Consider the following 25,351-nt stretch of genomic DNA (forward strand, 5'->3'; position numbering starts at 1 on the left):
TACTGTAATTACCGTAAGATTATTAAAAACAAGGAGAGTGGCGATGGCCCGTAAGCTGGTGTCAGAGGCTGATGTTTACGAAGCGGCAGAGATGATGCTGGAGGAAGGGCAGCAGCCCTCCACCATTGCCATTCATCGAATCCTTGGACGCGGCAGCTATACCACCATCGGCAAACACCTCAAGTCCTGGGAAGTGCAGCGCAGCTCCGAGACACCTTCGGCAGCGCAGCAGACTGACGAAGAGACGCCCGAGGTGATCGCCAAAGAAGCGCATAACTTCGTCAGGAAGCTCTGGCTCAATGCCCGACAGCGTGAGCACGACGAACTCCAGGCGGAACGCGAAGCCCTGAGCCAGCGGGCAACCGAGCTGGAAGAGGAGATCCAGCGCGTCGTTGATCAGTCGGACGACGCGACCAACCGAATTGCCGACCTGGAGGAGCAGCTCCAGATGAGCCGCGAAGCCCATGAACGTGAAATAGCCGCCAGACAGGAAGTCGAGAAACAGCTCGCCCTGCGCACCGCTGCTCTGGAGCGTGCAGAGCAGGAGTCGGCGAAATTGGAGAAGAAGCTGGAGGCGGTCACGGACAAGTTCGAGGGCAAACTGGACACGCTCACTGGAAAGTATGAGGCCAAACTGGAAGAGGTTACCCGGCTCAACACTGAGGTAACGAACCTGTATCGCGACCAGGAGCAAAAAAAGCAGGAAATCGAGCGTTTGAGCCAAAAACAGGCAAATACAGAGGCGTCACTCCGCGAGCAGAAGAGCAAGAATGAAGCTCTCACTGACCAGGTTCACCAGCTGCAACAGCAGGACAGCGAGAAAGCCTCGGCTTTGGTGGAAGCCCAGAAAGAGATCCGCACGCTCGCTGAGGATAATGCGACGTTCGCGGGACAGCTCAAGGAAAAGGACCGGCAGACGGCACAGCTCGAATCCAAGCTGGAGGAGACCGTCGAGAAACTTGACGCCACCAAAGCTCAGCTCGCCGCTGAACGCAAGGCCAAGAAAGAGTCCGCAGCTGACAAGGAGTCTGGTGATGATCCCGTACAGAAGGAGTAATCATGCCCCGTGGGAAGCGATACGCAAAATACAACGAGTCATGGGCCACCCAAGCAGGTGGGCTACTTGAACAGGTCAACGTGGCTGTTGCCTTGGCGGAGAGACACAGCCCTTCTGCCTTGTACTGGCTGACGGTAATGCACGCGTGGGTCCGGGACGTATCCGACAAGACAGCTCCCAATTGGTGGTCAAACGAGGACTGCGAGGCTTTGATCCCGCCCGCCGAAGCTCGCGTGAAGCAGTTTGTTCAGACGATGCAAATCTACCACCGCCAACCGTCAACTACCGGGAGGTCAACGTGGGCCGCGTAACGCTTGAACAGCTCTCGCCTGATACCCCTGAGCAGGCCCTTATCACTGACTACCAAGGGGCACGACTGGTTGTCAAAGCCTATGCAGGGAGCGGGAAAACTTCGACACTGGTGAAATACGCCCTCCGCAATCCGCAGGAGCGGATCCTCTACCTGGCCTACAACAGAGCCATACGAGATGAAGCTCTGGTGAAGTTCCCCGCGAATGTGGACTGCAAGACCTCGCATCAGATCGCGTTTGCAATCATCGGTCGTCAGTACAGCCATAAACTGAAGAACAACCTCCGGCTAACAGACATCGCCCAGACATTACCGTCGCCCAACTGGACGCTGGCAAAAGACATCCTGGCGGCGATGAACGCATTCATGTCGAGTGCTGACCCACGCATCCTCGATGTCCACTTCTGCCGCTCGGAGCGCGTTCAGGTGAAGACCAGGAACGAGGTCATGTATCAAGCTCAGGTGCTCGATGGCGCGCAACTGATTTGGCAGCGAATGACCGACGTGGATGATCCTTTCCCCATCATCCACGATGCATACTTGAAGCTATTTCAGTTAAGCCTGCCCAACCTTGCTCGCCACTACACCACAATTCTGTTTGATGAAGCCCAAGACTCCAACCCGGTAACCAATCACATCGTTCTCCAGCAAAAGTGCAAAGTGATCTACGTGGGCGACGACCACCAACAGATCTACCGATTTCGAGGTGCAAGCAACGCGCTCCAAGCCCCCTCCTTCGGAATGCAGATACAATGTATCTCACACACAGCTTCCGATTTGGCCCGCAAGTCGCGATGGTTGCCAATGCACTCCTGATGCTGAAGAAAGAAACCAAGCCAGTCATTGGTCGAGGAAAGCAAGATCAGGTGGTAACCACTCTACCGCCAGAGACCGGTCATTACACTGTTCTATCGAGGACAGTCATTGGGGTCATACAATCGGCCATGATGTCTGCCATGGCGGGCAAAAAGGTCTATTGGGTGGGCGGCGTACAATCCTATCAACTGGCTGAGCTGGAAGACCTGTTCTGGTTCGCTATCCGCAAGTTCGACAATATTCGAAACCCGAAGCAACTCAAAGACTACCGAGATTTCGAGGACTACGAAGATATTGCCAAAGCCACAAAAGATCCGGAGATGCTCAGGGCAATATCACTCCTGAAGAGCTGCGATGATGTTCCCAGACTAATCGGCACGATGCTGGAGCAGACTGTAACGAATGAGCAGAATGCCGATGTCACGGTCTCGACTGCGCATCGCAGCAAAGGTCTAGAATGGGAAAGCGTGGTACTGGCCGATGATTTTCCTGACATATTCGACCCAGAGCTTGAGCCCGAAAACCGCCAGGATGAGATAAACCTTCTATACGTGGCTTGTACAAGGGCCATGAGAACCTTGGTGATAAATCATTCAGTAGGACTGATCCTACGTTACGCTAAAGGCATCGCGGCCAGGAAGCGAGCTGACGGGGCCACCCCCAGCGGCTTAGAAAAACACACCATCCGGCTCTATTCGCCCATTATGGGCGGTTTGAGGTGCCTGCCCAGCAAAGCGACTCCAGTACCATTCTCAGCTAACATCCATGAACTACGCCCGAACTTATGCTGAGAACACACCAAGTCATATTGATAGCCCTGGGGGCGAGCCTGCTCACCCCCGTGGCTGTTGCACAGGAGATAGACCAGCCATCGGGATTCTATGAACGGAAATCGGAAGGTTGGTTCTGGTACAACGAAGAGATCCCAGAGGACATACCGGAGCCCGAAGAGCCTGAGCCACCGGTGGCGGCAGCTCCCAAGCAGGAATCCCAATCGGTCGAACCTGCGCCCTCATCATCTGAAGGGCCACCGGTATTCTCCGCTGCCTGGTTCCGGGAAAATCTGCCGAGGTACCGTGACGCGGCCTGGGATAACCCAACAATAGAGAACGTCCGCACATATATGTACCTGCAACGGTACGCTATGGACCGAAGTGAGCAATTTGCGGATACCGCAGAGATTGCCGTCGTTGGGGATCCCTTTCTGGACGAGGAAACGCGCAGACCATCTGCCACCTTTGCTTCTCAAAAGTTAGATCGGTGGGCGGGACAACAGAAAGACGAGATCGCTCGTAAGATTGCGCAAAAAGCAGGCATTTTCTTCTTCTTCAGATCGGACTCAGATACCAGTCGCGTACAGGCCCCAATCCTCAAGATGCTTGAAATGCGCGATGGCTTTACGATTCTCCCCATCTCAGTAGATGGAAAGCCCCTACCCGATGGTATTTATCCGAACTTCCGGGCTGACAAAGGGCAAGCCGAAAGGCTGGGAGCCGAAGTATTCCCAGCGCTGTACTTAGTATCGGCAGAGCGGGAAGTGGAACCTATCGCTCAAGGTGTTCTATCCCTGGCGGACCTGAAGCATCGAATCATCTTGGTCGCAAAACGCCGAGGCTGGATTAGCGATGAAGAGTTCAATAAAACAAAGCCCATCATGAATCTGGACAACAATATCGCGGCCATTTTGGATGCTCATTCCTACGAGATCTCCGATATGGCAAAAGCTGTCAGTGGCTCGGGGAGTAACTTCATCCCACCAGATCAGCTGAGTGAGTTTATTAGGCACAGACTTCGCCAGGAGCGCTGAGATGAAACCGATACGCTATAGCATCAAAACGTTGACGTTCAGCATAGCATTTTCGCTTGCTACGTTGGCTGTCCCTGAGATAAGCCGTGCCGATCTCCAAGACGAGATGGACAGCTTCTTTGGTGATATGAGCAACACCACAACACCTGGCGTTTTTGAAACACAGAGGCGCGGCGTTCTTTCTGGTGGACGATACACCGCCAAATCAAAAATCTTCGACGAGAACCTGATCAGCTTCGCGCCTCCCTCCTGGAAAGGTGGCTGCGGCGGCATCGATATGTTCAACGGCTCATTCAGCTTCGTTTCGGCGGAACAGATTGTGCAGTTGCTCCGTCAGGTAGCTGCAAATGCCAAAGGGTATGCCTTTCAGCTTGCTCTCGATAATGTCTGTCCAGACTGTGCCAAACACATCGAGGCATTCCAGAAGAAAATTCAGGCGCTCAACCAACACCTCGGCAATTCGTGTCAGCTTGCACAAGGTATCGTGAATGACACGACCTCTTCGTTCGAGATGAAAGGCAAGACAGATGCGTCAATTGCAGCAACTGTCACGGGTGTGGTCACGGATGTGTTCAGTGCTCGCGAGGAGACCGAAACCGGAAAAACGCCAGAAGAGCAGATGAGCGAGAGCGAGCTTCTACGGCGGGAGCTCATTGGCAACATTGTGTGGCAACAGCTCAAGAAGCAGAACGCAAAGAACTGGTTCACCTACGGTGATGACGCATTGCTGGAGACCATGATGAGCCTCACCGGAACAATTATCCGCCAGCCCCCGATTGCAGATCCCGACCATGTTGGCGATCCTGCTGATGCCAGTAAAACCCTGCCATTGGTAACGAAACCGGCGAAGCCGAACATTCTGCGGGCAATCTTGGAAGGCGGCAGCGTAAAAATCTATGACTGTGATACAGCGGACAAATGTCTGGAGCCTGGAGAACGAACAGCCAACATCGAAGGGCTTGGCAAAAAGGTCGAGGACATGCTTCTTGGCACCGGATCGAACATCGGCATCATCGCGAAATTTGCTCGGAATCAGGGAACTCTGAATGCCAGTGAAAAGGCATTCATATCCAACCTGCCCGCCGGAGCAGGCACCATCGTCCGTAACCTTTCCGTGCTATCTGAAGACGCTTCACGGATCTTCGCCCTCAAAGCTTCCAACAGCATTGCGTTGACCATGGTTTACACAACGACGGAAGAGCTGTTCCGCGCTGTTAGCCTAGTGGTAAGCCAGTCCAAAGCGCCTCATCAGTCCAAGGCGTTTGAATTGATCAGTAAGTCCCAAGACAAGGTGCGTAACGACTACCATCAGCTTCGCGCCCAATTTGGTGACGTAGCGGACCTCATCACTCACTACAACAGCATGCTCGACAACCTTCGGAAGCAACGGTACACCCTCAGCACTCTGACATCCCCACAGCGCACCAAGGAGTAAGCATCATGTCATTTGAGATATTTTCGGTCGGGGATGCGGCCTTTCTGGAGCAGATCCTCATGGCAGTAGCCATGGTGACCTCCATGGGGTCATTCGAGCAGATGGTCAGCGTTGGCCTTCTACTCGGAGTGATTTTTATCTTTGTTCAAAGTGTGTTTCAAGGAGCTAAACAGATCAATTTCCAACAGATCCTGGTCGGCTACCTCCTATACGCATGCCTCTTCATTCCGACCACTACTGTACTAATAGAAGATTCATATACTGGCGAGGTGCGTGTTGTAGACAACGTTCCCCTTGGAATCGGAGCGGCTGGCGGAATCATTTCTGCGGTGGGGTACAACATTACAAACCTGTTCGAACAGGGTTACGGTGCCATTGTGCCTTATGTGACTGAAACCCATTTCGCCGAGTCACTGAAAATCCTGAACGATGCTCGTAAACGCATCGCAAGCACTCCAGTGTATCAAGCCATGAATATGGCGGTTGGTAGCGATGCGGACGTACGCAAGTCATGGAACAACTACATCCGGGAATGCACTCTTACCGCTATAGACCTGGAAGATAGAAGCCTTGATGATGTGATGGCTGGGGAGCTCCCGGAAGCATTGCGCTTCAATTCGAGCCTTTACGGCACCCGACTATACCTTGGTAGTGCAGGCGGTACCGACTACACCTGCTCGGAAGCCTACCCTCGGCTGGTGGATGCGACCAACACTGCACTCGGCAGTGCGCCTATGTCCGATGCCATACTTACCGTCCTGGGAATTGACAACACCTACACCGGAATTTCGGGTCAAGGAGCAATCACGAATAGTCTGGGTATGCTGGGCATTACCTCCACATCAGGAACAAAGTACCTGACGGCAGCTGTCATTGAGCCCATCTATTACGAGGCGGCTCAGGGTCGATATGCGGATTTCCAAGACATGGCATCAGCCACAATGATCAACCAGGCCATCCAGCAGAGGAACACACAATGGGCAGCGGAACAATCCATGTTCATGACGATAGTCCGCCCCATGATGACCTTCTTCGAAGGATTCGTATACGCGATTACACCTCTTATGGGTTTTCTGATCGTTCTTGGCAGCTTTGGTGCCGGGCTCGCAGGCCGCTATTTCCAGACCTTGCTTTGGATACAGCTTTGGATGCCAGTCATGTCGATCATTAACCTCTACATCCATACCGCCGCTGGAAATGAGATGTCTAGCATTGGCAGCGAAATATCGTCGATCTATGCCCTCAGCACCGCAAGCGATCAACTACAACATTGGGTGGCGACAGGCGGTATGTTGGCCGCTTCTACACCACTTATCTCCTTGTTCGTAGTAACAGGCTCCACCTTTGCCTTCACCAGTCTTGCAGGCCGCATCAGCGGCAAGGACCATATTGACGAGAAGGTTCAGAGCAGAGACCTGGTTAGCAATGGCCCGATTATGCAGAACCAAGCCTCTCACGAGTACAATGACGTTACGGGTATGGCTGCGTCCGGTGCTGCAGGTCTGATGGGCACGATCTCCTTTGGTACCGGCCTTAGCAGCATGGCGTCATCTGCACACCAGCGCATGTCACAATCACAACAGTCATTTGCGCAGTCTCTGGGTTCATCATTTTCCAGTGGGAGAATGGACAACCAAACGTATGAAAGAGCTGCTTCGCTGGGTAGAACACACTCCGCCACGCATGGAACGACTCAGGGCGTTGTAAATGAGCGGACCAATCAAATTTTGCAAAACAGCTCGATTGGCTCACAGCACTCCGATGCAGTTAAAGGGATTGTGTCGGCTGTTGCTAGTGGCGCTATTTCCGGTGAAGTAGGCACAAGCCTCCTGACACAGCTTGCGCAGTCCGCGATGGTCAGTGAAGGTGGAAGTCAGAGCATTCCGGTTGATCCGGAAAAAGGCTCTCCTCCTGGAACGAAAGCACAGGGAACCAGAAGCGCAGCACACCAAGCGAAACGAACGGCTGCAGGTTCGAAGACTACTGGTGTGGGGTTGAAAGGTAATGTTGGGCTTTCGGCTGGCGCGAATAAGGAAACCGCTGACACTCGCAGCACGAACAATGTTAACAGCGCCGCGATCTCAGACGCACTAAAGTTTAGCCAATCTGAGCAATCTCAAGTCACAAACAACTTGGCTCAGGCCATCTCAACGGGCAAAAAGGAAGCAATAAGTGAGTCCTTTGGGCAAACGGACACCCAATCGCTGACCCGAAGCGCACAGGATGTCGTCAGCAGCAGCGAGAGTTATTCAACCGCTTCTTCAATGAACCAACAGTACGGCTCGATGAACAACCTGCGGCTTAGGGATGTCGGATCTCAGGTTGCGGGCAATGATCAGGCGATGAGGCAACTGAATGACTACTGGAATACAGGTGGGGTCAGTGCTGAAACGAAATCGGAAGCTCAGCGACTATATGAACGGTATAGCTCACCATCCACAGAAGGTGGATATGGTCTTGACCAGCGATCAGCGCTTGCTGCTGCTAGGATCAAGGCTCTTCAAAACTCAAACAATCATGCAGGCACAAGCGACGAACAATATCAGCGCAACTTCAATGCTGCTGTAGCCTCCGTGGGCCTTGGTATGGGACTCAACACTGGCCAGGCTGGCGACTATGCAGTTAACAAAGGAATAGCGCCCGTTAACAACGGTGACCTACGTCAACAGGCCGAAACCAATGCTCAGCAAGTGCGGCAGAGCGTTGCGCCCGCGAAGGGTATAGCGGTTCCTACTGCTGGGTATCCTCAATATAGCGATCCCACAACGACAGCGGATACACCTGCTGTAATCTCAGGGGAAGGAGCAGCGAACAACACTGCGGTCCGGGCTACCGCGAACACCTGGGAGCAACAAACCAATGCTGCGGCAGAAACTGAGGCTCGTCGCCAATTACTCAACAACGGGCCAGCGTACAGCCGTATGGGTGCTGCCGAGTTTTACGGCGGCGTAGAGAATGCCAATGACTGGGTTCAGCGCCGAATGACCCAAGCAGAAAACTTGGGCGAAAGCGTCTTCAGCGCAACAAGTGAAGGCATGACTGTCGCCAACGCTAATTTCGATGAGCGGTTGGAGGCCCTAAAGAGTGATCCGACCCTCCGTCAAGAGGTTGTGAGTGCTGCCAGAATGAGCGACCAAGAGCTGGCCAGCTCCGGGCTGGGCGGTAAGATTCTGTCCGGTCTATCGAGCGCTGGGCGCTCGATTATGGGAGCAACGGCAGCGGGCATAGAGCTGGCCAAAGGTGAGATTCGTTTCAATGACCTTCAAGGTATGAAGCTTGATGAAAAGGGTATGGTCTACCAGGCCGCGATGAGCCACGCGCTCGAAACTGGCGGTGAAGCCGCTGTCAAGAAGTTCGAAGAGACCTACGGAACCGACTTCCGAAAGGAGTTTTACGAGGAGGCAGTTTCTCGTGGACTTACCCATGAACAAGCACAGGTATACGCACACTCCTTCGATACACTGGGGAACAGCTCTGAGCGGGAAGCAGCAATTCAGTCTCTCGCTGCAACATACGCCGAAAAGAACCAGGACGGCAGTATCAAACGAGATCAGTCTGGGGCGCCTGTACTGTCACAGCAAAATCAAGAGTTCGTTGATCATATGATCAACACTGTCACAGAGTCTGCGAGGTCTGGCTCCACTATGTCTGGAAGCTATTTGGCCGGGATTGCCCATTACAACAACATGACAGGTCGTGGTGCTCGGGGATTAACAGACTGATCCAAGAGTCGAGCTGGGGAGATCAGGCGGCTACTCGGTAGCCGCCCGAGCCTTATCGCATGTAGTCGCCATGTGGGTCATCTTCAGAAATAAACGGGTTCGGGCCTTCAAACTGGCGATTGAGGTCAGAGTCCTCAAAAGAATCGCTGGTTCCACGAGTGGTTGCCCCAGCCTTTGAAGTACCAAATCCGTAGGCTGAAGAGAAGCTAGTAGTGCGCGGAGGCAGCTTGGGAAACGGAACTTCACCATTTGGGCCGCGCTGGAAAGCATTACGAAAGTTAACCACAAGCACCGAGACAAAGCGGAAACCCAGTACTGCGACGAAGCCAACGAGACCTAGCACCCAGGAAATCGGCAAGGTATTGGCGATCCCCAGGTATATTTCCAGCATACCTAGACCCAGAAAAAGAAATGCCAAACCAACTTTGCTCTTGCTTACCGTCATGGACATCTTAATTACCATGTACATGGCAGGGACAGCGATTAGGGCAGTGCCTAGCAGAACGCTCTCCCTAAATGCAGAAACACTAGAAACAATCATGAGAGCAAACACAAAATAAAGAAATAAGCGAAAATTCCGAAACCTGATCATATCTTTTCTCCCCATCTCTTACCTTCAGTATATCACAGGATCAAAATATGCAACTGGCTACTAGATGAGCAATCATAAATCTTTCACATGTGAAAGATTCTCTATCGCCCTACCGACCAGTAATATTCAATCAGCCCAATTATGTTCTGTCGGTACAAACTCTCGTCAACCGACAAAAATATTTCTTTTCCTGAACCACCGCCGACATAAAAACAAAGTTTTCCATTCAAATCATGAACAGGGTTGACGAACGCAAGAAACGTCAATAACATGTAAGCAGGTTGGTGTTATTAGGCATCTTCCCCCTGCACTGTGCAAGAACCTCTCTTAAAGTCCACTCTTAGCAAGTTGTTGAAGAACAAGAAATTCTCTTGCCTCTTCGGCGCACTTTGCTATACACACTATCATCTTCTATGACGCAGTTTCGCTTCTTCGAAAACGCAATTTCTAGATTACATCTCACTACACGAAACACTATTAAACCGCTATAAAGCCCGCAAACCCAGGCGGACACTGCATTTTCCGCTTTCAGTTTCGCTATTTTCTGAATGCAGTTTTGGGTATTGACTAAATGCAATTTCGGCATTATAAAGGCACCAATTCAAAGATGTCTCCTTTTGGCGACACTGCATTATTAAAGGAAAGAAACCCCGCGAATCCACGAAACACTGTGAACTGAGAGTTGCGTAGTAATGAGTGATGAGAACCAACAACCCGGAGGGGTGCCAAACGATCCCGAACGACGCCGCGAATGGATCAAGTACCAGTTGAAGATCAGAGGGATAAGCATTGCCTCCCTTGCAAGGCGACATGACGCTTCCAGACAAGCGGTGTCTACAGCCTTAGTGCGTAGCAACCCGCGATGGGAGTACGTAATTGCAGAGGCCCTTGAGAAGAGACCCAATGAACTTTGGCCAGAGCGCTACGACCCAGAAACTCTCATTCCTATTCCCAGAAGCGCGTAGAGGCGGTCGCGTGAAAATGACATTGAGAACCTTGGCTGCTGTCGCGACTTCAGTTGTATCGGCATACTCTTTTGGCTTTGATGTAACGGGGACACAGTTTGAGAAAGCTGCTGATAAGTATGGGATAGATCCAGTACTACTTTATTCCGTCGCCCTTGCTGAATCTGCTTCAGGTCGTGGTGATAACACAATCTCGCCCTGGCCTTGGACACTGAGGTCATCAGAAGGTCCGCTTTACGCACCCACCAAAGAGGCTGCGGCTGTTAAGCTGCAGGACATAATAGCTAAAAACGGCGAGCGCAGTTCTATTGATATAGGCTTCCTGCAGATCAACTTGTTCTGGAATGGGCACCGGGTCGAAGATCCACTTGACCTTTTAGATCCGGAGAAGAATCTGGACACTGGCGCTGCCATCCTGAGAGAAACTATCAACTCCTCTCCTAATGACTTGGAACTAGGCATAGGTCGCTATCACAACTGGGCGGAAGAGCATCGCTCTCGAACCTATGGCAGAAGGGTTCTCTCCATATATCAACAACTGTTAAACCTTTCACCGGAGAATACTAATGCTGCAAAGTTCGATAACTGAGCTCGATAATAGAGCGATTCAGGTAACAGAACAGCGCCCAGATCAGAACCTCTATGAGTTCGACCTCACGCTGTGGAGCCTGCTTTCGACCCTGACTAAAGCAGCGCCCGAAAAGGTTCAACACCAATTCAACCTCACAACAGAGGCTGTTCGGGCGCTCTCCTGCGCCAAAGAGCACGATTTGAAGCAACTTGCCTCCGGTGTTCTTATCAGTTTCCGACTCCAGACGAGCGAAGTGGAGATCACCGAACATCTCGGAAAAGAGTATGACCAGACCATCCAGCTACAGCGCTCAGTTGGGTCCGAGTTTGATTCCGCATATTGGTTGTTGCTAAAGCGAATGGCTCAGCGGGATCACCTAGTTGCATCGACGGCCTTTGGTGTAAGCCCGCGTCTTGCCGTGGCCGTATCAGAGGCAACTGATAACCAATTGCGGCATCTAGCAACATCTATAGTGACGGCATTCACTCTGCGTTTCGAATCGCAGCTGCTCCCATTACTCATCGAGAATAGGGAGACTCCTATGAGGGCCAGGCTCTTTTTCAGGAAATATCAACAATCAATGTCGGCTCGGCAGAGATCCATCACCAGAGGGCTAACTATGCGAGGGGTAGAAAGATGAGCAAGCTTGCTGAATCTAGTAAGCTGAAACGCTGGGTCACTGCTCGTGAAATGGCCCTAATGGGGTACGTCACACGTATCATCATCTTGGAAACTGGATTGACGGACAAGCAGATACGTCGATTGTATCGAGAACTCGAAGAGGAAGGCTTGAAAGCCGCTATAAATAGGACTACCCGCACACTCCGTAGTGGTGCAACGCTGCTTGGAAACCAACTAGCAAAGCTACATGCTTCGGCATTGATGCAGTTCTATCGCGAGGTCGGCGGAGATGCCATCATGACCACTACCTGCGTGACGTATCTGAATCGAGCGTACCGTATGTACCACGCGCTTCTCTGCGAGATGGAGCAGGTCGATCCCAACATCCGGAACGTGACATTCACTATCTCAGATGCTTGGTGCTTGGCATCCGAGCTCCGTTCAGGAGACGCTATGTTTGAGACGTGCAGAAGCTGTCACTGTGACTTTTTCACCTCAATCCACCAAAGTACAGGAATTGACTGCCCGTTTTGCTACGAACCGCACAACAAGATTAAGACCGATAGTACTGGAAAGCCCACAGTATCAGAAGCAAAAGAGGGGCTGTGCGGTTCAGTACCGGTTGAAGGGCGGGATGATGCGTCCATAATTGCTATGGAAGCGGAATTTGAATTTGGCTAAGGCGAATGACTATAAGATACTAGTATGACCATGAATACTGAGTAAAAAGCCCCCTTTTAATAGGGGCTTTTATCATTTTTCATCGATCTTTTGTGGCACCTTCCGATATTTTTCTAAATCAAAGTCAGAAAGCCCCTTGAACGGTGCTGGCCTTCGTCCTTGTCCGCTCCAGGGAACACCATCCTTAATATATTTGACCTTCGGATGTATAGCGGATGTGGTGTCTTGCTGCTTCTGTATCTCTCTCAGCGTTTCAATATCGATACCCTTTTCCGCCATTACCTGAAATACTGATTGAGCCTTCTCCATAAGCACAGCTTCCCTAGCAGCTTTCTCCTCGTCTTCCTGAATACGTTCTTCAAAAACAGCCTGCATACGCTCTAATATGGAGGACAGCTCAGAAACTGGGCAGTCCTTAAATATCGCCCTTATCTTACTTTTCCTCTTAAGCTCAGAGACTACTAGATCGCGCCTCTGATTTACATTGAGATTCCTTATGCAATCTTCGCACTTATCGTCCTGGATAGAGCTATCTTCATTCATAATCAAGAATTTATTTGAACATTTAATTAATTATTTCCACCGATCCGAGGAGGCGCCCCTTCAATTCCTTTTTAGCCGCATCCAGTTGCGAAGGCATCTCGTTATCCGGTGGAGAGTCAACCACCCCGTAGGCCGGGTGAGGCGCGGATACAGGAGAGCCTGAGTTATTCTGGCCGATGTTATACAGAGAATAAAGACCTATCATTGCCAGCGAGCGTAGGCGGTCGCTACGCTCCTTGTGATGCAACCGCTCCAGCTCCCGAAAGAGCTCAGGGAATCCTTGCTCGGAAATCTTCAGGTTCGAGAATTTCCCATCCCATCGCTTATCCATTCTCCCTCCCTCTTTCTACGCCTACCCTTAGCCACAATGCCAGAAGCCTCTAGCATTGGAGAGTACGGCATCCTTGGACTCAATGATCCGACTTTTTGGGAAGAGCTCTCTCGCGGCCTCCGCGTAATCTGAAGCACCGCCTCCAGCGAGCAAAACGACATCCGCGTTCATACCGTCCTCACGCATTGTTTTGCGCATCGAGGTCAAAGCCTCTCGGGTTACAGTGTGCGCAGCTTGGGACATGTACTCAGAAAGGTCGATTTTCTGACCAAACAGATAGGTCATGCCTTTCCCAGTCCGGATTGCCTTCTCGATCTTTTCTATTCCAGGGGCACCCCCATGTTCGTCGTGTATCAGCTCATTCGCAACTTGGATGACGCGAGACATGGCCTTCAGGCTTGTTCCAGACGAACGGTAGTGGATCTCGCCTGCGACGAGAGCAACCCAGTCCACGCTGTAAAAGCCGGGGTCGATCACGACAGTTTTCCCTTCCTGGATAGCTTCCAACACCCCCTCATCGTCGGTGTCATGAACGATGTCCATATACGCTCCTGCTGGTTGAGGCACGACAACAACATCCTTGACAAGGACCTCACGTTTTGGGGTGATCTTATGTTCACCCAGCAGGAACGCAGCCAATTCCTTTCGCTGTGCTTCGCTGTTTGCCTGGTTGACGGGAAGACCAGTCACCAGCACATCGATCTCGTGTTGCTCGGACATTAGCAGCGCCGCATAGAACAAGGCTTTATAAACATCAGTGCTTTTATAGTCTTTGTGGAGTTCCCTCTCCCATCCCTGCAACCGGTCAGGCTCAACCCCAGAGGCCCACTTCTGACCGTCAATGTGTACCTGTAAGAAGTCAGTGCCCAGTCCTGCGTTTACGGTTCTCGGCATGAGGTCGATACTGCCTGCTCCGGCGGGCAGTATGCGAGTGGACATCCCCTCCGCTTTTGAGCCCATCGCGATCTTCAGGTTTGAGTACCCAATATCCAGACCTAGTACAAACATTCGTTCCTCCAATGATTTGAAGGGCTCATAACAGCCCGTAAAAAGACCCAGGTACGAGAATACAGGCATCAAAGCAATTGAGAGGCGTCCCGAATTGCCCAAAAGGGGCGCAAAGAGCCTCGCAAGGGGCTTTTTGGGCGAGACAGCAACGAAAAGCGCGTCGAGGATGCTCTCCGGGCACTGACGAATGCGCGAAGCAGCAGACTCACGACAGCAGCCTTGAATACTCGATTTGTTTATCTCCACATAAATTGGAGATCTATATTCGCAAAATACTCTAGCATTTATCGCAGACTTTACCTATTCATTCTTTCTCCACATAAATAGGAGAATGATTGACAGATATTATTTATAGGATACGATAACGATGGTGGTTTTTTAGTGAGATTATATGGTTGATCTCCACATAGATAGTTATGTGGAAAGGACATGGATAGTTCTCCTAGGAGGGAAGTGATGTTTAGGACGCTAGAAGAGTTGGAGGAATTGCTCCAGAACGGCAAAGAAGCGGAGCGCCAGTGGGTCAGAGACCCAGAGCTTTTGGCTGAATCAAAGGAGTTCCTTCGCACTGTCAGAGCAATGATCGACAGGGAGCAGCGAGTAATCGCACTCGATGGGCTAAAACTGGCGGACTCCTACTGGGAGGCAAACCGAGACGCCAGAGAGGAAGATGACGAACCTTGTTATCTCGGGACGCGGGTTCGCATAGTCAAGGGAACACTGCACTTCGAATGGTTCCGGAACAATGCGCGACAATATCTCGGGGAAGGCAAGCCCAAACAGATCTTCTCCACCTATCTGCGCAAGGGCCGGGGAAGCAGGTACAGTGACTCGCACTTTCAGAATGAGCCCAAATGGGCACGGGACCAAATCGGCACAGTTGAAGACGGATACGAGCTTCTGCGTAAGAGAGCTACTCTGCTGTCGGCCATAAAAAAGAACCTGCGTGACTATGAAAAAATTCTCGCAGAGTGCTTTGATGACGGGCCAGCCTCCCCTGACTCAAAACGAGAACCGTCCCTACAGCACGAAGCCGAATCCGGTGGGGCAGCGCAAGCAGGAGGTAACGCGAAATGACATCGGTATCTGCAACAGAGCTCGCAAAGCTCGGTAAGTGCGAGATGCTGGTAAAGCCGTTCGGCAAGCGCCACCAGGCACCACGGACGCGCTCGCGGGCCAGCACGAAGAGCATGGCCGATTTGGAGACCATCCGGCAAAATAAGGCTGCGATTGAGCGAGGATATGCTACTCACGAAGCATTTGAGCTTGAAGCGAACACCTACATGATGGAGCATCGTAATACTAGAACAATTAGTCAGGATATCGTTCTGGCGCTTGCCATTGCCGCAGGCCTCCTGTCCTTGCTGGCAGCAGCGACAACATAGGGAACTTTGAATGAGTACAACTGTGAACGCCCCGGCCCAGGATAGAGATGAAGATCTAAACTCGCTGGATATCAAGCGCAGCCAGCAGATGGATCTGTTTACGCAATTCGACCTGCCATCCGGGCGAAAGCGTGACTACTCGAACACAGTAGACATCTATGACGCCATACCGAAGTATGTATGGGGTAAGACACGCGAGCACGAAGACCTGAAGTCCGCGAGCATCACCCGCCACTGTACTATCCGAGGTGAGAGGATCACGGTGAAGCTGAAGCCTGCCCTAATCGACAAGGGTGACAGGACGGTACTGATCTATCCAGGGCAACGTGAAGAGCTTGTAGAAGATGCCCTGCGCAAAATTGCAGTGAACGGGCAAGGCATATACGTGAACGACAAGGCTGGGGTGAGCTTCACTCTTTACGAGTTGATGAAAGAACTTGAACGGATGGGACATACCTACAGCCTTGCCGAAATCAAAGAGGCACTTTTTGTCTGCCGAGGATCCATCATAGAATGCTATTCAGAGGACGGCGAATCAGTTATCAACTCAAGCCTTTTTGGTCTGCTCGGGCTGACGACCCGAAAAGACCTGCAGAAAGACCGCAAGGGCGCAAAGTGCTATGTCCAGTTCAACCCGCTGGTAAATGAGTCGATCATGAACCTCACATTCCGACAGTACAATTACCAGGTCGGGATGGATATCCGCTCTCCGCTAGCACGGTTCTTCTATAAAAGGATGTGTCAGTACTGGACACAAGCGAGCGAAAAACATCCATACACTCCAACTCTCATCGCCTTTCTTGATCAAAGTCCTAGAGGGCTCACCAGCAAAATGGGCGAGAACTTGAGAGCCATGAGAGGCGCTTTAGACACTCTCAAAAAGCACAAGGTTATCGAGCGATACGAGGAGGAGAAGGTCCTCAAAGGGAAGCAGAAGGTGATAGACGCCAGGTTCACCATCTACCCTCACACCGACTTCGTGAAAGAAGTTATCAAGGCCAACCAGCGCAATAAGGTTCTGAAGACGCGGATCATAAGAGAAGGGCTGGAATTCACCGACATCAAGGGCATCAAGAGCAAGTAGAGGGGCAATATAGCCCCTTTACAACTGCATGCCCCCACCTTGCACAATCAGCTACCCCCGCCCCGCCCCACTTCATAGGCGGCCCAAAAACGGGTAGGTAACTGCTTGGTTTGGCCTACAGCGCAATGAACGCGCAAGAGCCTCGCAGATGACACCTCCGCTGGCATATAGGTTCGCTGCATCGGTTTGCAGAACCGATGCAACAAGAGGCGAAAAGAGCCCCAAAAGGCCCTCTAAGAAGCTCAACACTATGCTACTCAATTCTCTGCGATGAGCCCCCCGTTGTAAGAAATCTAATCTAACCAATTGATATTAAAGGGAACTATATGTAGGTTCATTGCATCGGTTTTCTTCGAAGTATGTAGGTACATTGCATCGGTTTTGCCAGGTCTATAGGTTTGCTGCATCGGTTCTGACGCGACACACTCCGATATATAGGTTCGCTGCATCGGTTTCAGGCAGTTGACGGGGATTGACACGGGTTGACAAAGCTGAACATGACATCAGAGGATCAAAATATGATTCACCAAGATCATGACTCAGTGAATAGATACCCACATAAACGGTGGGTAACCCAGGGAAAACGTACTCTACAGTATGTAGGTTCGCTGCATCGGTTTCTGTAGGTTTGTTGCATCGGTTAGAAAGCAACCAGAAAACCTATAGGTTCGCTGCATCGGTTTCAGTCTAGGGAGGGGGCAAAGTGGATATCTTCTGTAGGTTTGAAGCATCGGTTTGCTTCGGGCCACTGCAACGTCTATAGGTTCGCCGCATCGGTATGGGGAAAAGCGCCCAAACGAAGCAGAAATGCCTCTACCGCATCATAATGGTGTGGATAAGGTGGAGCCCCGAAAGTACGCTATGTAGGTTCATTGCATTGGTTTCTAGAGGTCCATTGCATCGGTTTCTATAGGTTCATTGCATCGGCTCAAAGACTCAAACTCAGGCAGGGTAAGGGCTTCAGGGCGATTTACAGCAGCTTAACCTTCTTTAACCCTTCTCTAACCCTAGTCATATAAAAGGAATTTTATAATTATCCCTCTGTCCCCATAAAAACGGTCAGAAAATAATCAGGACCTAGTATCGGCCAAAACTCAATCAACGAGAGCACGATCATGATCACCAGGGACAAGGTAACAACGAACGCAACGTAATAACCAAGTTCGATCAGTACAGTTCTAACGGTCGCCACGAGACTGATCTCCTTGCCTGTAAAGAACTGCATGGCCTTCTGAAAGGCCAGAAGTGAAGCGAGCCCACAAAGAGAGACGACCGGGAGCACAATGTACACATGCTCCCTCAGGACAGAAGCCTTCAGCAAACCCGAAGACAATCCCAGGCCAACAAGAGCTCCTAGTGCAAAGCCTGCAGTTAGACCAGCAACTCCCCTACAGAACACCACTCTGGCTGCGGAGCCAAGTCAACTCGACCCCCAACCCTTTGTGAGAGGATCGCCTCACAAGAAGCATTGAGATCAGCCAGCCAACAACGATCAACTCGATGATTTCCATGGTTCTCTCCGTGCAGTGTCTTATCACCATAGACTCCGCACGATCAGTACACACGACGTAACCTATTGCCCAATCCTGGTAATCGAACGAGGACAGACAATGATTCCCCATAGCATGCCTTCCCAAAGCCCTTGGAAGGCCCTAGCAGCGATTTACAGGGAGTGGAAAGGGGATACGGCCAGAAGGGCTCTGGGAGGCCATATTTGGGTCATATACATATCGTTCCCAACGCTGGAAACGGTGGCCGGGTGACGCAGATTGGTCTCATCAACTGTTCTGACGACGCAGAGGTGCCCCAGCGACCAAGTCTGAAATGAAAGCACCTCAGAGCTGTAATTGCATTGCGTTCAAAACAGACCCTGTCAGAGTCAGAGCCTCCTGCCGCTAGCGTGAGCAGCAAGGTACTTCAGAGCGCTATCAATCGGCAGTCGCTGTAGAACATAACTACTTACAGTTTTCGTTTGCCGTTTATGTTTTCTTTAGGGGCGTTGATAAGTCATTGGTTTTTCAACGCTTTCCGGAGACCAAAGCGTGAGCTACTTGACACTGGGGCGTGTGCTAGTTGACAGAAGAGCGTCGCATACTTGACGACACAGCGGCTTTTAATTGACGCGAAAGCGTGTGGTAGTTGACGTCTTACTCGATCTACCGCGTAAAAGCGTGCGTTAGTTGACGTTTGTCCCATCAAGACCGCACAGAACCGGCTGTTCGAGACTGGTAAGGGTGATTGCGTCAAGTGGAGGCTCCGCTTTAGGCGAGTTTGAGCGTGATCTAGTTGACGCAAGGCGCCACAAGTCGCAAAAACCGTCAAGAAGGCGCTCCGCTTTGCTCGAACATTCGCTATAACGGGACAAAGTTACTGGAGACGCATGGCGTAACGTCAAGTAGAAGCTCCGGTTTGGGCGAGTGCCTGTAGACTCGGAACCCGGCTGGCAATGGATAACGTCAAGTAACAGCTCCACTACATGCCGCCACACTCGAAAAGGCTGGTCACCCATGGCCGCTTCCGACTAATTGTCAGATCGCGTCAAGTAGAGTCTCCACTTGGAAGCGGTTTAAGCGTGGTCCCGTTGACGCAAAGCACCTTGCGTTGCAAAAGCGTCAACTATCCGCTCCGGTAAGGGCCTGTACGCTCATGTTGCGACCGGTACTGGCGGCTGCTGGACTGCGAAGCGTCAACTACAGGCTCCTCTTTAGCCTTTTCTGAGCGTGCGCCAGTTGACGCGACACGCCTCCAGGCGCAAAAACGTCAAACAAGTGCTCCGCTTTGAGCTACGCCAGCACATGCTTCTGGTCGTAACCTAGACAGTCCGTTCGAGGGAGCGAGAAAAAATGTCATATCGGGGCTCCGCTTCCCGCAAGGCCGCCGCATTCACGTCAACTAGATCACGCTTTGGCTCCGTATAACGTCAACCACTAGCTCCGCTTAAGTCAGCCTCCGGGTCGGCTGTCACCTACTACGGTCCGCGCCAGCACTGGGTTCTGAGATGGCGGGAGTGGGAATATGGGGTTCCCGGTGACAGCTCGGTGCCCGCAGCATTATGCGTCAACTAGAGCACGCTTTAGTCGGGATATTCGTCAATTAGAGCACGCTTTCGGACCTTGAACCGTCAAGCAGCTCACGCTTTATCCCGTGAAATCCCTTGAGTTGTGTGGCTGGTGCAGCTATAAAGCTCCCTTAAGCGTGACGTGCTTGACGATTTTTATCCTACTAACTGAGTTGAGGAAATGCCCTAATGGGCAGTCAAGGGAACACTGAGCACCTGTATGGATGAGCAAGATACCGTGCTAGAGGGCGAGTTGGTGAACGACGCAACAGCGGAACGTTCGTTCGTGCCTGAGGCCATTCAGGTTCAGGACGACCTGTTTGCGCAAGAGTTGTCCGAGCAGCGAAACGCGCTGGTCTACAAACGCAACGAGCTGATCCACGGTCAGTTCAATATGCGTACCCTTGCACTGAAGACCTTTTCCGCCGTACTGGCGCAGCTTGATCCCCGCAGCAACGAGTTCCCACCCGTCAACTTCACCCGCACCGAGCTGGCCCGTCTGGTCAAAGTGTCACGGCAGGCGATGTTCCAGCTGGTGGACGATCTGACCAACGAGTTACAGTCGGTGGTGGTCAAGGTCCCGTACATCGACAAGGACTGGGAGGATTCCGTACGCGCCGAGCGCAGCGCCGCCAAACGAGAGGGGCGGCCTGAACGGCCTATCCCCCGGCCTAAGGCCGATGACAGCTTCGTCAAGGTGAACCTGTTCCAGAAAGCGATCTACAACGCCGAGGCCAACCTGATTACCTTTGTGTTCAACGAACGGTTGAAGGACTATCTGGTAGACCTCCGTGGCAATTTCACTTACTACCAGTTGAATAGCGTGATCTCGATGTCGTCGGGCCACGCCATCCGCATGTACGAAATACTGCGGGCAGCCCTATCATTGAAGGCGGTGGAGTCCGGGGTGTTGGTGGCCTACAAGGACATCGACTATCAGGAGCTGCGTGACATGCTGGCGATAGCGCCGGAAGCTTATCCCCGGTTCTCGCTGTTCGAGCGTGATCTGCTACGCAGGGTGCAGAAACAGATGGACGGTGGCGATCTCACCTTCACCTACAGCTTGCCGGATCGCATTGGGCCGGGGCGCAAACGTGCACCCGTTAAGACGATCCGCTTCCGGATCATGGCAACAATGGTGCCCTCCAGCAGCGGGGACTGGAAACTGACTCTCGTGCAGACCTTTACGCAAGCCGCTCGCACGAAGCTGAAAAACAGCTTCACCGAGGCCCGGTTACAACGCAATGTCGAGTATTACCACGATCAGCTGGTAGATGGGCTGAAGGTGACACGGGCATCGAGTTGGCTGCGCAAGGCGTTCTCCGAGGACTATGCCGGTATCGCGCAGCTGAAGTCAGGTGTCCATGTCCGTGAGGCGATGCAGGCCGACTTCCTCCGCGACCAGTTGCTCAAGCTCTGGCTCACGCTGCCAGCTGAAGATCAGGACAGCTTCCTGACGAACGGTTTCGAGTGCGAGAGCATCGACATGATGTACCAACTCTACCGCACCTTGCGCGTCAAGAAAGACAGCGAGAGCGCTGGCGCCAAGCAGACCGCCCGTTCCAAGAGAGAGGCCGTGACGGAAGCTGTGATGGACATCAAGGATGTTGATTGGTGAGGGAGCCTGCCAGCTGCGCCCTCGATGGATAGTTGTGGAGTTGGCAGAAAACTTCGGGTATCCGGAGTTTGCTGTTAAGTACCGCATCAGTCGGAAGATCCGACAAGCGTTCCTTATCATGCTTCGCCGTCTCTTCGTCAACGACCTTGCCGATTGGTTCAGAGACCCTGGGTCTGTCGAACATTGCGTCCACGGCATCAATGATCAGGTTTCCGTTAGATCCGGTAACAGGCTGGAAATCTGGTATTGACCGCGGCTCCCCAGGGCCGTGAAATTCTTTTCACCTTGGTTGTCCGCTATTCGGCTTTTACCCGTCTTATAGGAATAGAGGCTACGTAAATGAGGAGAAGACGAATATGCATCGGTTCCTAATGGCATCGTTCTGGAAAGCGGGTGCCCTCGTGATTGGTGCGATTGCTCTTGTGATCTGCTATCAGTTTGCCACAACAATCAGCGCTGCCAACAATGTGCTTGAGACCGCAGAGAGCGAACTGGAAAGGGCCACTCCCCCTGAGGTTTACAGGGCGTGGGACAGTTGCAATAGGGGCTGGACGATAACGCCGATAGGCGGGTTCTCTCCAAGCATCAGTGCCAGTTGGATGCGCTGAGCGTCGCCCAGGAAATTGGCCAGGCCAGGACGGCTGATTGGGCTTTTTCTGAATACAACCGGGCTCTGCATGAGGTTGCGGCGCAGATTGAACGCGACATGCCTTGGCCGCTTTCGGTGGTCATCGATCCGCTATACAGGCTGGTCATGAGATCGCTTGGCTAAGGCACAGTTGCCTCCCCCGACTTTCCGTGAAAGCCAGCAAAGATTAGTGTTAACGTTTGGTGGCTGGAGCCAATCCCTCTATGCCAGCAAACATCCCTGCTCTACTACCTCTGCGTCCTCGATCTCTATTGGTTTCGCCTCGTTGGACACATCAAGGAGCATCGTCATAGGCGTGAGTCATTTGTAGATCTCCCACTCTCAACCCGCTGTTCTTTTAAAATTTCTTGGCTATTTACAGTATCAAATTATAATGCTGTAATATAGGCGAATCACGAGGGCCTCGAAAAGCGCTCCAAAGAGACCTTTCTAAAAGCCGAGAAAGGCGGGAAGTCGCCTTGGTGAAATCGTAAAGTGCTTTTATGAGACCTTTACGAGCGAACAGAGAAAAGCGGATAGACCAAGCACAGGAGAAGTCTCTTATGCACTCGGCCTTTGACGGGGGCATCGCACCAGAACAAGGAATCGATGTGGACGGCAAAACTTCGAGGGTTGGTACAACGATGAACACTGAATCTGAGTGGCATGAAGAGCTAACGCTGATACTCGATGCGCTAAATGATGCCCCACTAGAGTGTGATGGTATGACCTATGCCATCAGCGTTGTGCTCACCCAGGCAGGTATACGGCACCGATGCCTTTTGGGGTACGTACGCGACAAACAAACAGGCAACAACTGCGCGCCACACTGGATTCAGCTGGCCGATGGATGGATCGTGGACTTCAGGCTACGTATGTGGCTCGGCGACGAAGACCGGATACCGCATGGCGTGTTTCATCCCAGCTCCTGGCCAGATCTCAACTATGAGGGCAGCTACCGCGAACGGATGGACACCATCAACCCTCTTGTCTTGGAAGTCATGACGGAGGGAAAACTTTCACATGTGAAAGTTCCACGAGGGTTTGCAGAGGAAAATCCTGATGTCTGAATTTGACTTCGACAAAGAGGTAGCGACAGCGCAACTGGAGGCAGCTGGTTGGGGGATGGATGCTTTCAATCATGGCAATCCATTCGAGAGCCATTTCTTGTACGTGCGGGACTACCGCAACGACCATACCCGGCTATTCACCATCAAGCAGTCTGATTTCGAGGTGATCAACCTGCCTTTGCACATGACCCCCGAATTGCTGGCTGGAGTCGTTGCCGATCTGATGTTAAGCGCGGCGGATGGCAAGTTGAACGTTAAAGACGAAAAGCGCATTGTTCCTGGTCTAGTCGGATACGCTAAAGCCACGGAGACCTACCGGAGTTGGCGCCGAGTCTCAGCGATTGACGAGCGTCTGCATCTGGTCATCAACATTTATCCGCACCATGGACATGTTGGATTCTTGAGACCCTTGATCTTGAGGACACCGAACATCGTTCTAACAGCTGCTGAAGTCCTGATGTACTCGGCTCAGGTGCGTGACATAGATGAACGCAAGCACCCCGAGTGGTTTGGCCGGTAGAATCTTCGCGGACTGGAGATATACCATGACGACGGTGCTGCTATGGGGGCTGCTCTGCTCTTGGCTCCTTACTTGATCGCCAAAGCCGACCTTTGGCGGAAGTCAGCGAAACTCCTGCGTCGGGCGGACATGGCAGAGCTGTACCGCTGGTGGAATAAGGAGAATATGCCTCGGGAGCTACGAGGGGCGATCCTCTTCCTGAATGAGCAGGAAGTCAGAACCTCTACGCCAGTCCCCTTGCACGGTCGTGTCGACCAGGTTTTCAGGACGCGGAAGGGCCTCCTTATACCGGTGGATACAAAAGCCCGAGAGTCATTTCGCATCTACAAGTCAGACATTATTCAACTCTCTGTGTATCGGATCATCTTGGAGCGCATGTACGGTTCCCAGTACCGTGTCAGCAACCGAGGATATGTCCGAATCGCTATGCAAACAGGGAACGACGAAATTATCCGGTACATACCAGTACGCCTGCTGCCGGAAAGCACCGTTGTTGGTCTGTGGCATCGGTACAAGGCCCTGCAAAGCGGACGCAAACAGAGGCAATGCGCCTGCGACGGGAGTTTGCACTAAACAGAAAATCTTTCACATGTGAAAGATTGCCTGCCCTGCTCGTGCAGGGGGAATCCTAGATACCTGGAAAGAGACAGATCCGTCCTGTCCCGTAGACGTGGCAGATTCCAAGAATGGTGTGACCCTGCGGGGCTCTGAAATCTTTCACATGTGAAAGATTCTGAGAAATCGCTGTAAGTACCCAAAAAGGTCAAAAGTGCGGGCTTGCATATTCTGGGATTCGTGTATCGTAAATCCCAGGAGGTGCCCATGGCTTGTGGTCAGCGAAGCATAATGACGGTGGCGGTGATCGCAGCATCCGCTTCCGCCCTGTTCTTTCAGAAAATCGGACTCAGCATTCTTCTTGGCTTCGTTGCGTGGTTCTTGACTTGGGGCCTGGTAAAGGAAGAGATCGAGTCGCAGGGCCTGATGCGATTTCGGGCAAGTCGGCGAAGGAAGGCCGCATCGAAGGCCTTCGAGGAAATTGATAAGCGCGGATCCGGAGATCTATGAGCGGTTCTTCGGGAAGCTGACGTAGCATAAGGATAGAACGATGACTAAAACCGCAGAAACAGTTCGTTCCGGACAGATCGACAATAGCAAGCTGATGCAGGCTGGTTTCGCCCAGTGCGTCTTCATCCTTTTACAGAGTGTCGCCTTCCTGAACTGGGAACTCTTGGCGCCATTGTGGCTGCCCAATGCGCTCTGATGCCCTGGGCGATTCCTTTGGTCCGGAAGGTGCCAGCCATGGCAGTTGCCATGTCCCTGACCTCAATGGTGCTGACACCGGCATTTAGCCTCCTGTGCCAGCAGGTTGGCGGCGTTCTGAAGGGAATTATTGGGGTCTGATATGGCAGAGATTCGTGCCCCTTTCGCATATTCCCTGCTCTTGGACAAAGGAGTGAATGAAAAAGAGTTGGCGGATATCGGGTTCCGTACCGGGTACTGGGTACATAAGGAAGGGGTTGAGTTGGCAG

24 protein-coding genes are annotated in these 25,351 nt (G+C 52.1%); 19 read left to right on the top strand and 5 right to left on the bottom strand.

The features are described from left to right. Nucleotides 1-43 precede the first annotated feature (43 nt). The 6 genes from ACFQDL_RS32735 to ACFQDL_RS32760 all read left to right on the top strand — a co-directional run bounded on the left by ACFQDL_RS32735 (nucleotide 44) and on the right by ACFQDL_RS32760 (nucleotide 9,147). Nucleotides 44-1,057 (top strand): DNA-binding protein, encoded by a 1,014-nt coding sequence (locus ACFQDL_RS32735; RefSeq protein ID WP_379913608.1) that lies wholly within the window; start codon nucleotides 44-46, stop codon nucleotides 1,055-1,057. Nucleotides 1,058-1,355: 298 nt separating this feature from the next. Next, nucleotides 1,356-2,183 (top strand): UvrD-helicase domain-containing protein, encoded by an 828-nt coding sequence (locus tag ACFQDL_RS32740; protein WP_379913610.1) that lies wholly within the window; start codon nucleotides 1,356-1,358, stop codon nucleotides 2,181-2,183. Next, nucleotides 2,183-2,974: a 3'-5' exonuclease gene (locus ACFQDL_RS32745; RefSeq protein WP_379914179.1), complete on the top strand. Its 792-nt coding sequence runs from the start codon at nucleotides 2,183-2,185 to the stop codon at nucleotides 2,972-2,974. Before ACFQDL_RS32740 ends, ACFQDL_RS32745 begins: the two co-directional genes overlap by 1 nt. Then, the gene (gene traF / locus ACFQDL_RS32750; protein ID WP_379913614.1) at nucleotides 2,968-3,990 is read left to right on the top strand and encodes a conjugal transfer protein TraF; all 1,023 of its coding nucleotides are present in this window, start codon (nucleotides 2,968-2,970) and stop codon (nucleotides 3,988-3,990) included. Before ACFQDL_RS32745 ends, traF begins: the two co-directional genes overlap by 7 nt. A gap of 1 nt (nucleotide 3,991) precedes the next feature. Beyond that, nucleotides 3,992-5,425: a conjugal transfer protein TraH gene (locus tag ACFQDL_RS32755; protein WP_379914181.1), complete on the top strand. Its 1,434-nt coding sequence runs from the start codon at nucleotides 3,992-3,994 to the stop codon at nucleotides 5,423-5,425. Between the two features lie 5 nt (nucleotides 5,426-5,430). Then, complete coding sequence (locus ACFQDL_RS32760; protein ID WP_379913618.1) at nucleotides 5,431-9,147, top strand: conjugal transfer protein TraG N-terminal domain-containing protein; 3,717 nt, start codon at nucleotides 5,431-5,433, stop codon at nucleotides 9,145-9,147. Between the two features lie 52 nt (nucleotides 9,148-9,199). Here ACFQDL_RS32760 and ACFQDL_RS32765 read toward each other — a convergent pair whose 3' ends face one another. Then, the gene (locus tag ACFQDL_RS32765) at nucleotides 9,200-9,739 is read right to left on the bottom strand and encodes a hypothetical protein (RefSeq protein ID WP_379913620.1); all 540 of its coding nucleotides are present in this window, start codon (nucleotides 9,737-9,739) and stop codon (nucleotides 9,200-9,202) included. Nucleotides 9,740-10,431: 692 nt separating this feature from the next. On the opposite strand from ACFQDL_RS32765, the gene ACFQDL_RS32770 reads away from it, so the two are divergent. The 4 genes from ACFQDL_RS32770 to ACFQDL_RS32785 are packed head-to-tail and all read left to right on the top strand — an operon-like array spanning nucleotide 10,432 to nucleotide 12,577. Beyond that, nucleotides 10,432-10,704 (top strand): helix-turn-helix domain-containing protein, encoded by a 273-nt coding sequence (locus ACFQDL_RS32770; protein WP_379913622.1) that lies wholly within the window; start codon nucleotides 10,432-10,434, stop codon nucleotides 10,702-10,704. Nucleotides 10,705-10,720: 16 nt separating this feature from the next. Beyond that, complete coding sequence (locus tag ACFQDL_RS32775; RefSeq protein ID WP_465264029.1) at nucleotides 10,721-11,293, top strand: transglycosylase SLT domain-containing protein; 573 nt, start codon at nucleotides 10,721-10,723, stop codon at nucleotides 11,291-11,293. Further along, nucleotides 11,271-11,915 carry a transcriptional regulator gene (locus ACFQDL_RS32780; RefSeq protein WP_379913623.1) on the top strand — a complete coding sequence of 215 codons (645 nt, stop codon included), beginning with the start codon at nucleotides 11,271-11,273 and terminating at the stop codon, nucleotides 11,913-11,915. The genes ACFQDL_RS32775 and ACFQDL_RS32780 overlap by 23 nt, the downstream gene beginning before the upstream one ends. After that, nucleotides 11,912-12,577, top strand: coding sequence for a FlhC family transcriptional regulator (locus tag ACFQDL_RS32785; RefSeq protein ID WP_379913625.1), 666 nt, complete (start codon nucleotides 11,912-11,914; stop codon nucleotides 12,575-12,577). The genes ACFQDL_RS32780 and ACFQDL_RS32785 overlap by 4 nt, the downstream gene beginning before the upstream one ends. A 72-nt stretch (nucleotides 12,578-12,649) precedes the next feature. On the opposite strand, the gene ACFQDL_RS32790 is transcribed toward ACFQDL_RS32785, so the two are convergent. From ACFQDL_RS32790 to ACFQDL_RS32800, 3 genes are read right to left on the bottom strand one after another with little or no spacing between them, the layout of a single operon-like run. Continuing rightward, the gene (locus tag ACFQDL_RS32790; RefSeq protein WP_379913627.1) at nucleotides 12,650-13,120 is read right to left on the bottom strand and encodes an H-NS family histone-like protein; all 471 of its coding nucleotides are present in this window, start codon (nucleotides 13,118-13,120) and stop codon (nucleotides 12,650-12,652) included. 22 nt (nucleotides 13,121-13,142) lie between these two features. Next, the gene (locus ACFQDL_RS32795; RefSeq protein ID WP_379913629.1) at nucleotides 13,143-13,451 is read right to left on the bottom strand and encodes a hypothetical protein; all 309 of its coding nucleotides are present in this window, start codon (nucleotides 13,449-13,451) and stop codon (nucleotides 13,143-13,145) included. Nucleotides 13,452-13,478: 27 nt separating this feature from the next. Further along, on the bottom strand, nucleotides 13,479-14,459 hold the full coding sequence (locus tag ACFQDL_RS32800) for a ParM/StbA family protein (protein ID WP_379913631.1): 981 nt from the start codon (nucleotides 14,457-14,459) through the stop codon (nucleotides 13,479-13,481). A 456-nt stretch (nucleotides 14,460-14,915) separates the two neighbouring features. On the opposite strand from ACFQDL_RS32800, the gene mobI reads away from it, so the two are divergent. The 3 genes from mobI to ACFQDL_RS32815 are packed head-to-tail and all read left to right on the top strand — an operon-like array spanning nucleotide 14,916 to nucleotide 16,928. After that, on the top strand, nucleotides 14,916-15,536 hold the full coding sequence (gene mobI / locus ACFQDL_RS32805; RefSeq protein WP_379913632.1) for a conjugative transfer protein MobI(A/C): 621 nt from the start codon (nucleotides 14,916-14,918) through the stop codon (nucleotides 15,534-15,536). Continuing rightward, a complete protein-coding gene (locus ACFQDL_RS32810; RefSeq protein WP_379913634.1) occupies nucleotides 15,533-15,844 on the top strand; it encodes a hypothetical protein in 312 nt (103 codons plus the stop codon). The genes mobI and ACFQDL_RS32810 overlap by 4 nt, the downstream gene beginning before the upstream one ends. A gap of 10 nt (nucleotides 15,845-15,854) precedes the next feature. Continuing rightward, a complete protein-coding gene (locus tag ACFQDL_RS32815; protein ID WP_379913636.1) occupies nucleotides 15,855-16,928 on the top strand; it encodes a plasmid replication protein in 1,074 nt (357 codons plus the stop codon). A 1,033-nt stretch (nucleotides 16,929-17,961) separates the two neighbouring features. Here the strand turns inward: ACFQDL_RS32815 and ACFQDL_RS32820 are convergent. Then, a complete protein-coding gene (locus ACFQDL_RS32820) occupies nucleotides 17,962-18,210 on the bottom strand; it encodes a hypothetical protein (protein ID WP_379914183.1) in 249 nt (82 codons plus the stop codon). Between the two features lie 1,996 nt (nucleotides 18,211-20,206). On the opposite strand from ACFQDL_RS32820, the gene ACFQDL_RS32825 reads away from it, so the two are divergent. The 6 genes from ACFQDL_RS32825 to ACFQDL_RS32850 all read left to right on the top strand — a co-directional run bounded on the left by ACFQDL_RS32825 (nucleotide 20,207) and on the right by ACFQDL_RS32850 (nucleotide 25,083). Continuing rightward, nucleotides 20,207-21,604 (top strand): replication initiation protein, encoded by a 1,398-nt coding sequence (locus tag ACFQDL_RS32825; protein WP_379913640.1) that lies wholly within the window; start codon nucleotides 20,207-20,209, stop codon nucleotides 21,602-21,604. Between the two features lie 595 nt (nucleotides 21,605-22,199). Further along, on the top strand, nucleotides 22,200-22,376 hold the full coding sequence (locus ACFQDL_RS32830) for a hypothetical protein (RefSeq protein WP_379914185.1): 177 nt from the start codon (nucleotides 22,200-22,202) through the stop codon (nucleotides 22,374-22,376). Nucleotides 22,377-22,795: 419 nt separating this feature from the next. After that, nucleotides 22,796-23,302 carry a hypothetical protein gene (locus ACFQDL_RS32835; RefSeq protein WP_379914187.1) on the top strand — a complete coding sequence of 169 codons (507 nt, stop codon included), beginning with the start codon at nucleotides 22,796-22,798 and terminating at the stop codon, nucleotides 23,300-23,302. Beyond that, nucleotides 23,295-23,822 (top strand): hypothetical protein, encoded by a 528-nt coding sequence (locus ACFQDL_RS32840; RefSeq protein ID WP_379913646.1) that lies wholly within the window; start codon nucleotides 23,295-23,297, stop codon nucleotides 23,820-23,822. Before ACFQDL_RS32835 ends, ACFQDL_RS32840 begins: the two co-directional genes overlap by 8 nt. Nucleotides 23,823-24,644: 822 nt before the next feature. Continuing rightward, complete coding sequence (locus tag ACFQDL_RS32845) at nucleotides 24,645-24,887, top strand: hypothetical protein (RefSeq protein WP_379913648.1); 243 nt, start codon at nucleotides 24,645-24,647, stop codon at nucleotides 24,885-24,887. A 40-nt stretch (nucleotides 24,888-24,927) separates the two neighbouring features. Then, complete coding sequence (locus ACFQDL_RS32850) at nucleotides 24,928-25,083, top strand: hypothetical protein (RefSeq protein WP_379914189.1); 156 nt, start codon at nucleotides 24,928-24,930, stop codon at nucleotides 25,081-25,083. Nucleotides 25,084-25,351 lie beyond the last annotated feature (268 nt).

The organism is Marinobacterium aestuariivivens (assembly GCF_042661465.1).
Lineage (GTDB): Bacteria > Pseudomonadota > Gammaproteobacteria > Pseudomonadales > Balneatricaceae > Marinobacterium_A > Marinobacterium_A aestuariivivens.

What these genes read in the sequence shown, in the direction of transcription:
- ACFQDL_RS32840 (WP_379913646.1), top strand. Translation starts at nt 23,295, where the DNA reads ATGTCTGAATTTGACTTCGACAAAGAGGTAGCGACAGCGCAACTGGAG.
- traF (WP_379913614.1), top strand. Translation starts at nt 2,968, where the DNA reads ATGCTGAGAACACACCAAGTCATATTGATAGCCCTGGGGGCGAGCCTG.
- ACFQDL_RS32755 (WP_379914181.1), top strand. Translation starts at nt 3,992, where the DNA reads ATGAAACCGATACGCTATAGCATCAAAACGTTGACGTTCAGCATAGCA.
- ACFQDL_RS32760 (WP_379913618.1), top strand. Translation starts at nt 5,431, where the DNA reads ATGTCATTTGAGATATTTTCGGTCGGGGATGCGGCCTTTCTGGAGCAG.
- ACFQDL_RS32765 (WP_379913620.1), bottom strand. Translation starts at nt 9,739, where the DNA reads ATGATCAGGTTTCGGAATTTTCGCTTATTTCTTTATTTTGTGTTTGCT.
- ACFQDL_RS32780 (WP_379913623.1), top strand. Translation starts at nt 11,271, where the DNA reads ATGCTGCAAAGTTCGATAACTGAGCTCGATAATAGAGCGATTCAGGTA.
- ACFQDL_RS32775 (WP_465264029.1), top strand. Translation starts at nt 10,721, where the DNA reads ATGACATTGAGAACCTTGGCTGCTGTCGCGACTTCAGTTGTATCGGCA.
- ACFQDL_RS32845 (WP_379913648.1), top strand. Translation starts at nt 24,645, where the DNA reads ATGGCTTGTGGTCAGCGAAGCATAATGACGGTGGCGGTGATCGCAGCA.
- ACFQDL_RS32770 (WP_379913622.1), top strand. Translation starts at nt 10,432, where the DNA reads ATGAGTGATGAGAACCAACAACCCGGAGGGGTGCCAAACGATCCCGAA.
- mobI (WP_379913632.1), top strand. Translation starts at nt 14,916, where the DNA reads ATGTTTAGGACGCTAGAAGAGTTGGAGGAATTGCTCCAGAACGGCAAA.
- ACFQDL_RS32815 (WP_379913636.1), top strand. Translation starts at nt 15,855, where the DNA reads ATGAGTACAACTGTGAACGCCCCGGCCCAGGATAGAGATGAAGATCTA.
- ACFQDL_RS32790 (WP_379913627.1), bottom strand. Translation starts at nt 13,120, where the DNA reads ATGAATGAAGATAGCTCTATCCAGGACGATAAGTGCGAAGATTGCATA.
- ACFQDL_RS32850 (WP_379914189.1), top strand. Translation starts at nt 24,928, where the DNA reads ATGACTAAAACCGCAGAAACAGTTCGTTCCGGACAGATCGACAATAGC.
- ACFQDL_RS32825 (WP_379913640.1), top strand. Translation starts at nt 20,207, where the DNA reads ATGGATGAGCAAGATACCGTGCTAGAGGGCGAGTTGGTGAACGACGCA.
- ACFQDL_RS32795 (WP_379913629.1), bottom strand. Translation starts at nt 13,451, where the DNA reads ATGGATAAGCGATGGGATGGGAAATTCTCGAACCTGAAGATTTCCGAG.
- ACFQDL_RS32745 (WP_379914179.1), top strand. Translation starts at nt 2,183, where the DNA reads ATGCTGAAGAAAGAAACCAAGCCAGTCATTGGTCGAGGAAAGCAAGAT.
- ACFQDL_RS32835 (WP_379914187.1), top strand. Translation starts at nt 22,796, where the DNA reads ATGCACTCGGCCTTTGACGGGGGCATCGCACCAGAACAAGGAATCGAT.
- ACFQDL_RS32800 (WP_379913631.1), bottom strand. Translation starts at nt 14,459, where the DNA reads ATGTTTGTACTAGGTCTGGATATTGGGTACTCAAACCTGAAGATCGCG.
- ACFQDL_RS32810 (WP_379913634.1), top strand. Translation starts at nt 15,533, where the DNA reads ATGACATCGGTATCTGCAACAGAGCTCGCAAAGCTCGGTAAGTGCGAG.
- ACFQDL_RS32785 (WP_379913625.1), top strand. Translation starts at nt 11,912, where the DNA reads ATGAGCAAGCTTGCTGAATCTAGTAAGCTGAAACGCTGGGTCACTGCT.
- ACFQDL_RS32735 (WP_379913608.1), top strand. Translation starts at nt 44, where the DNA reads ATGGCCCGTAAGCTGGTGTCAGAGGCTGATGTTTACGAAGCGGCAGAG.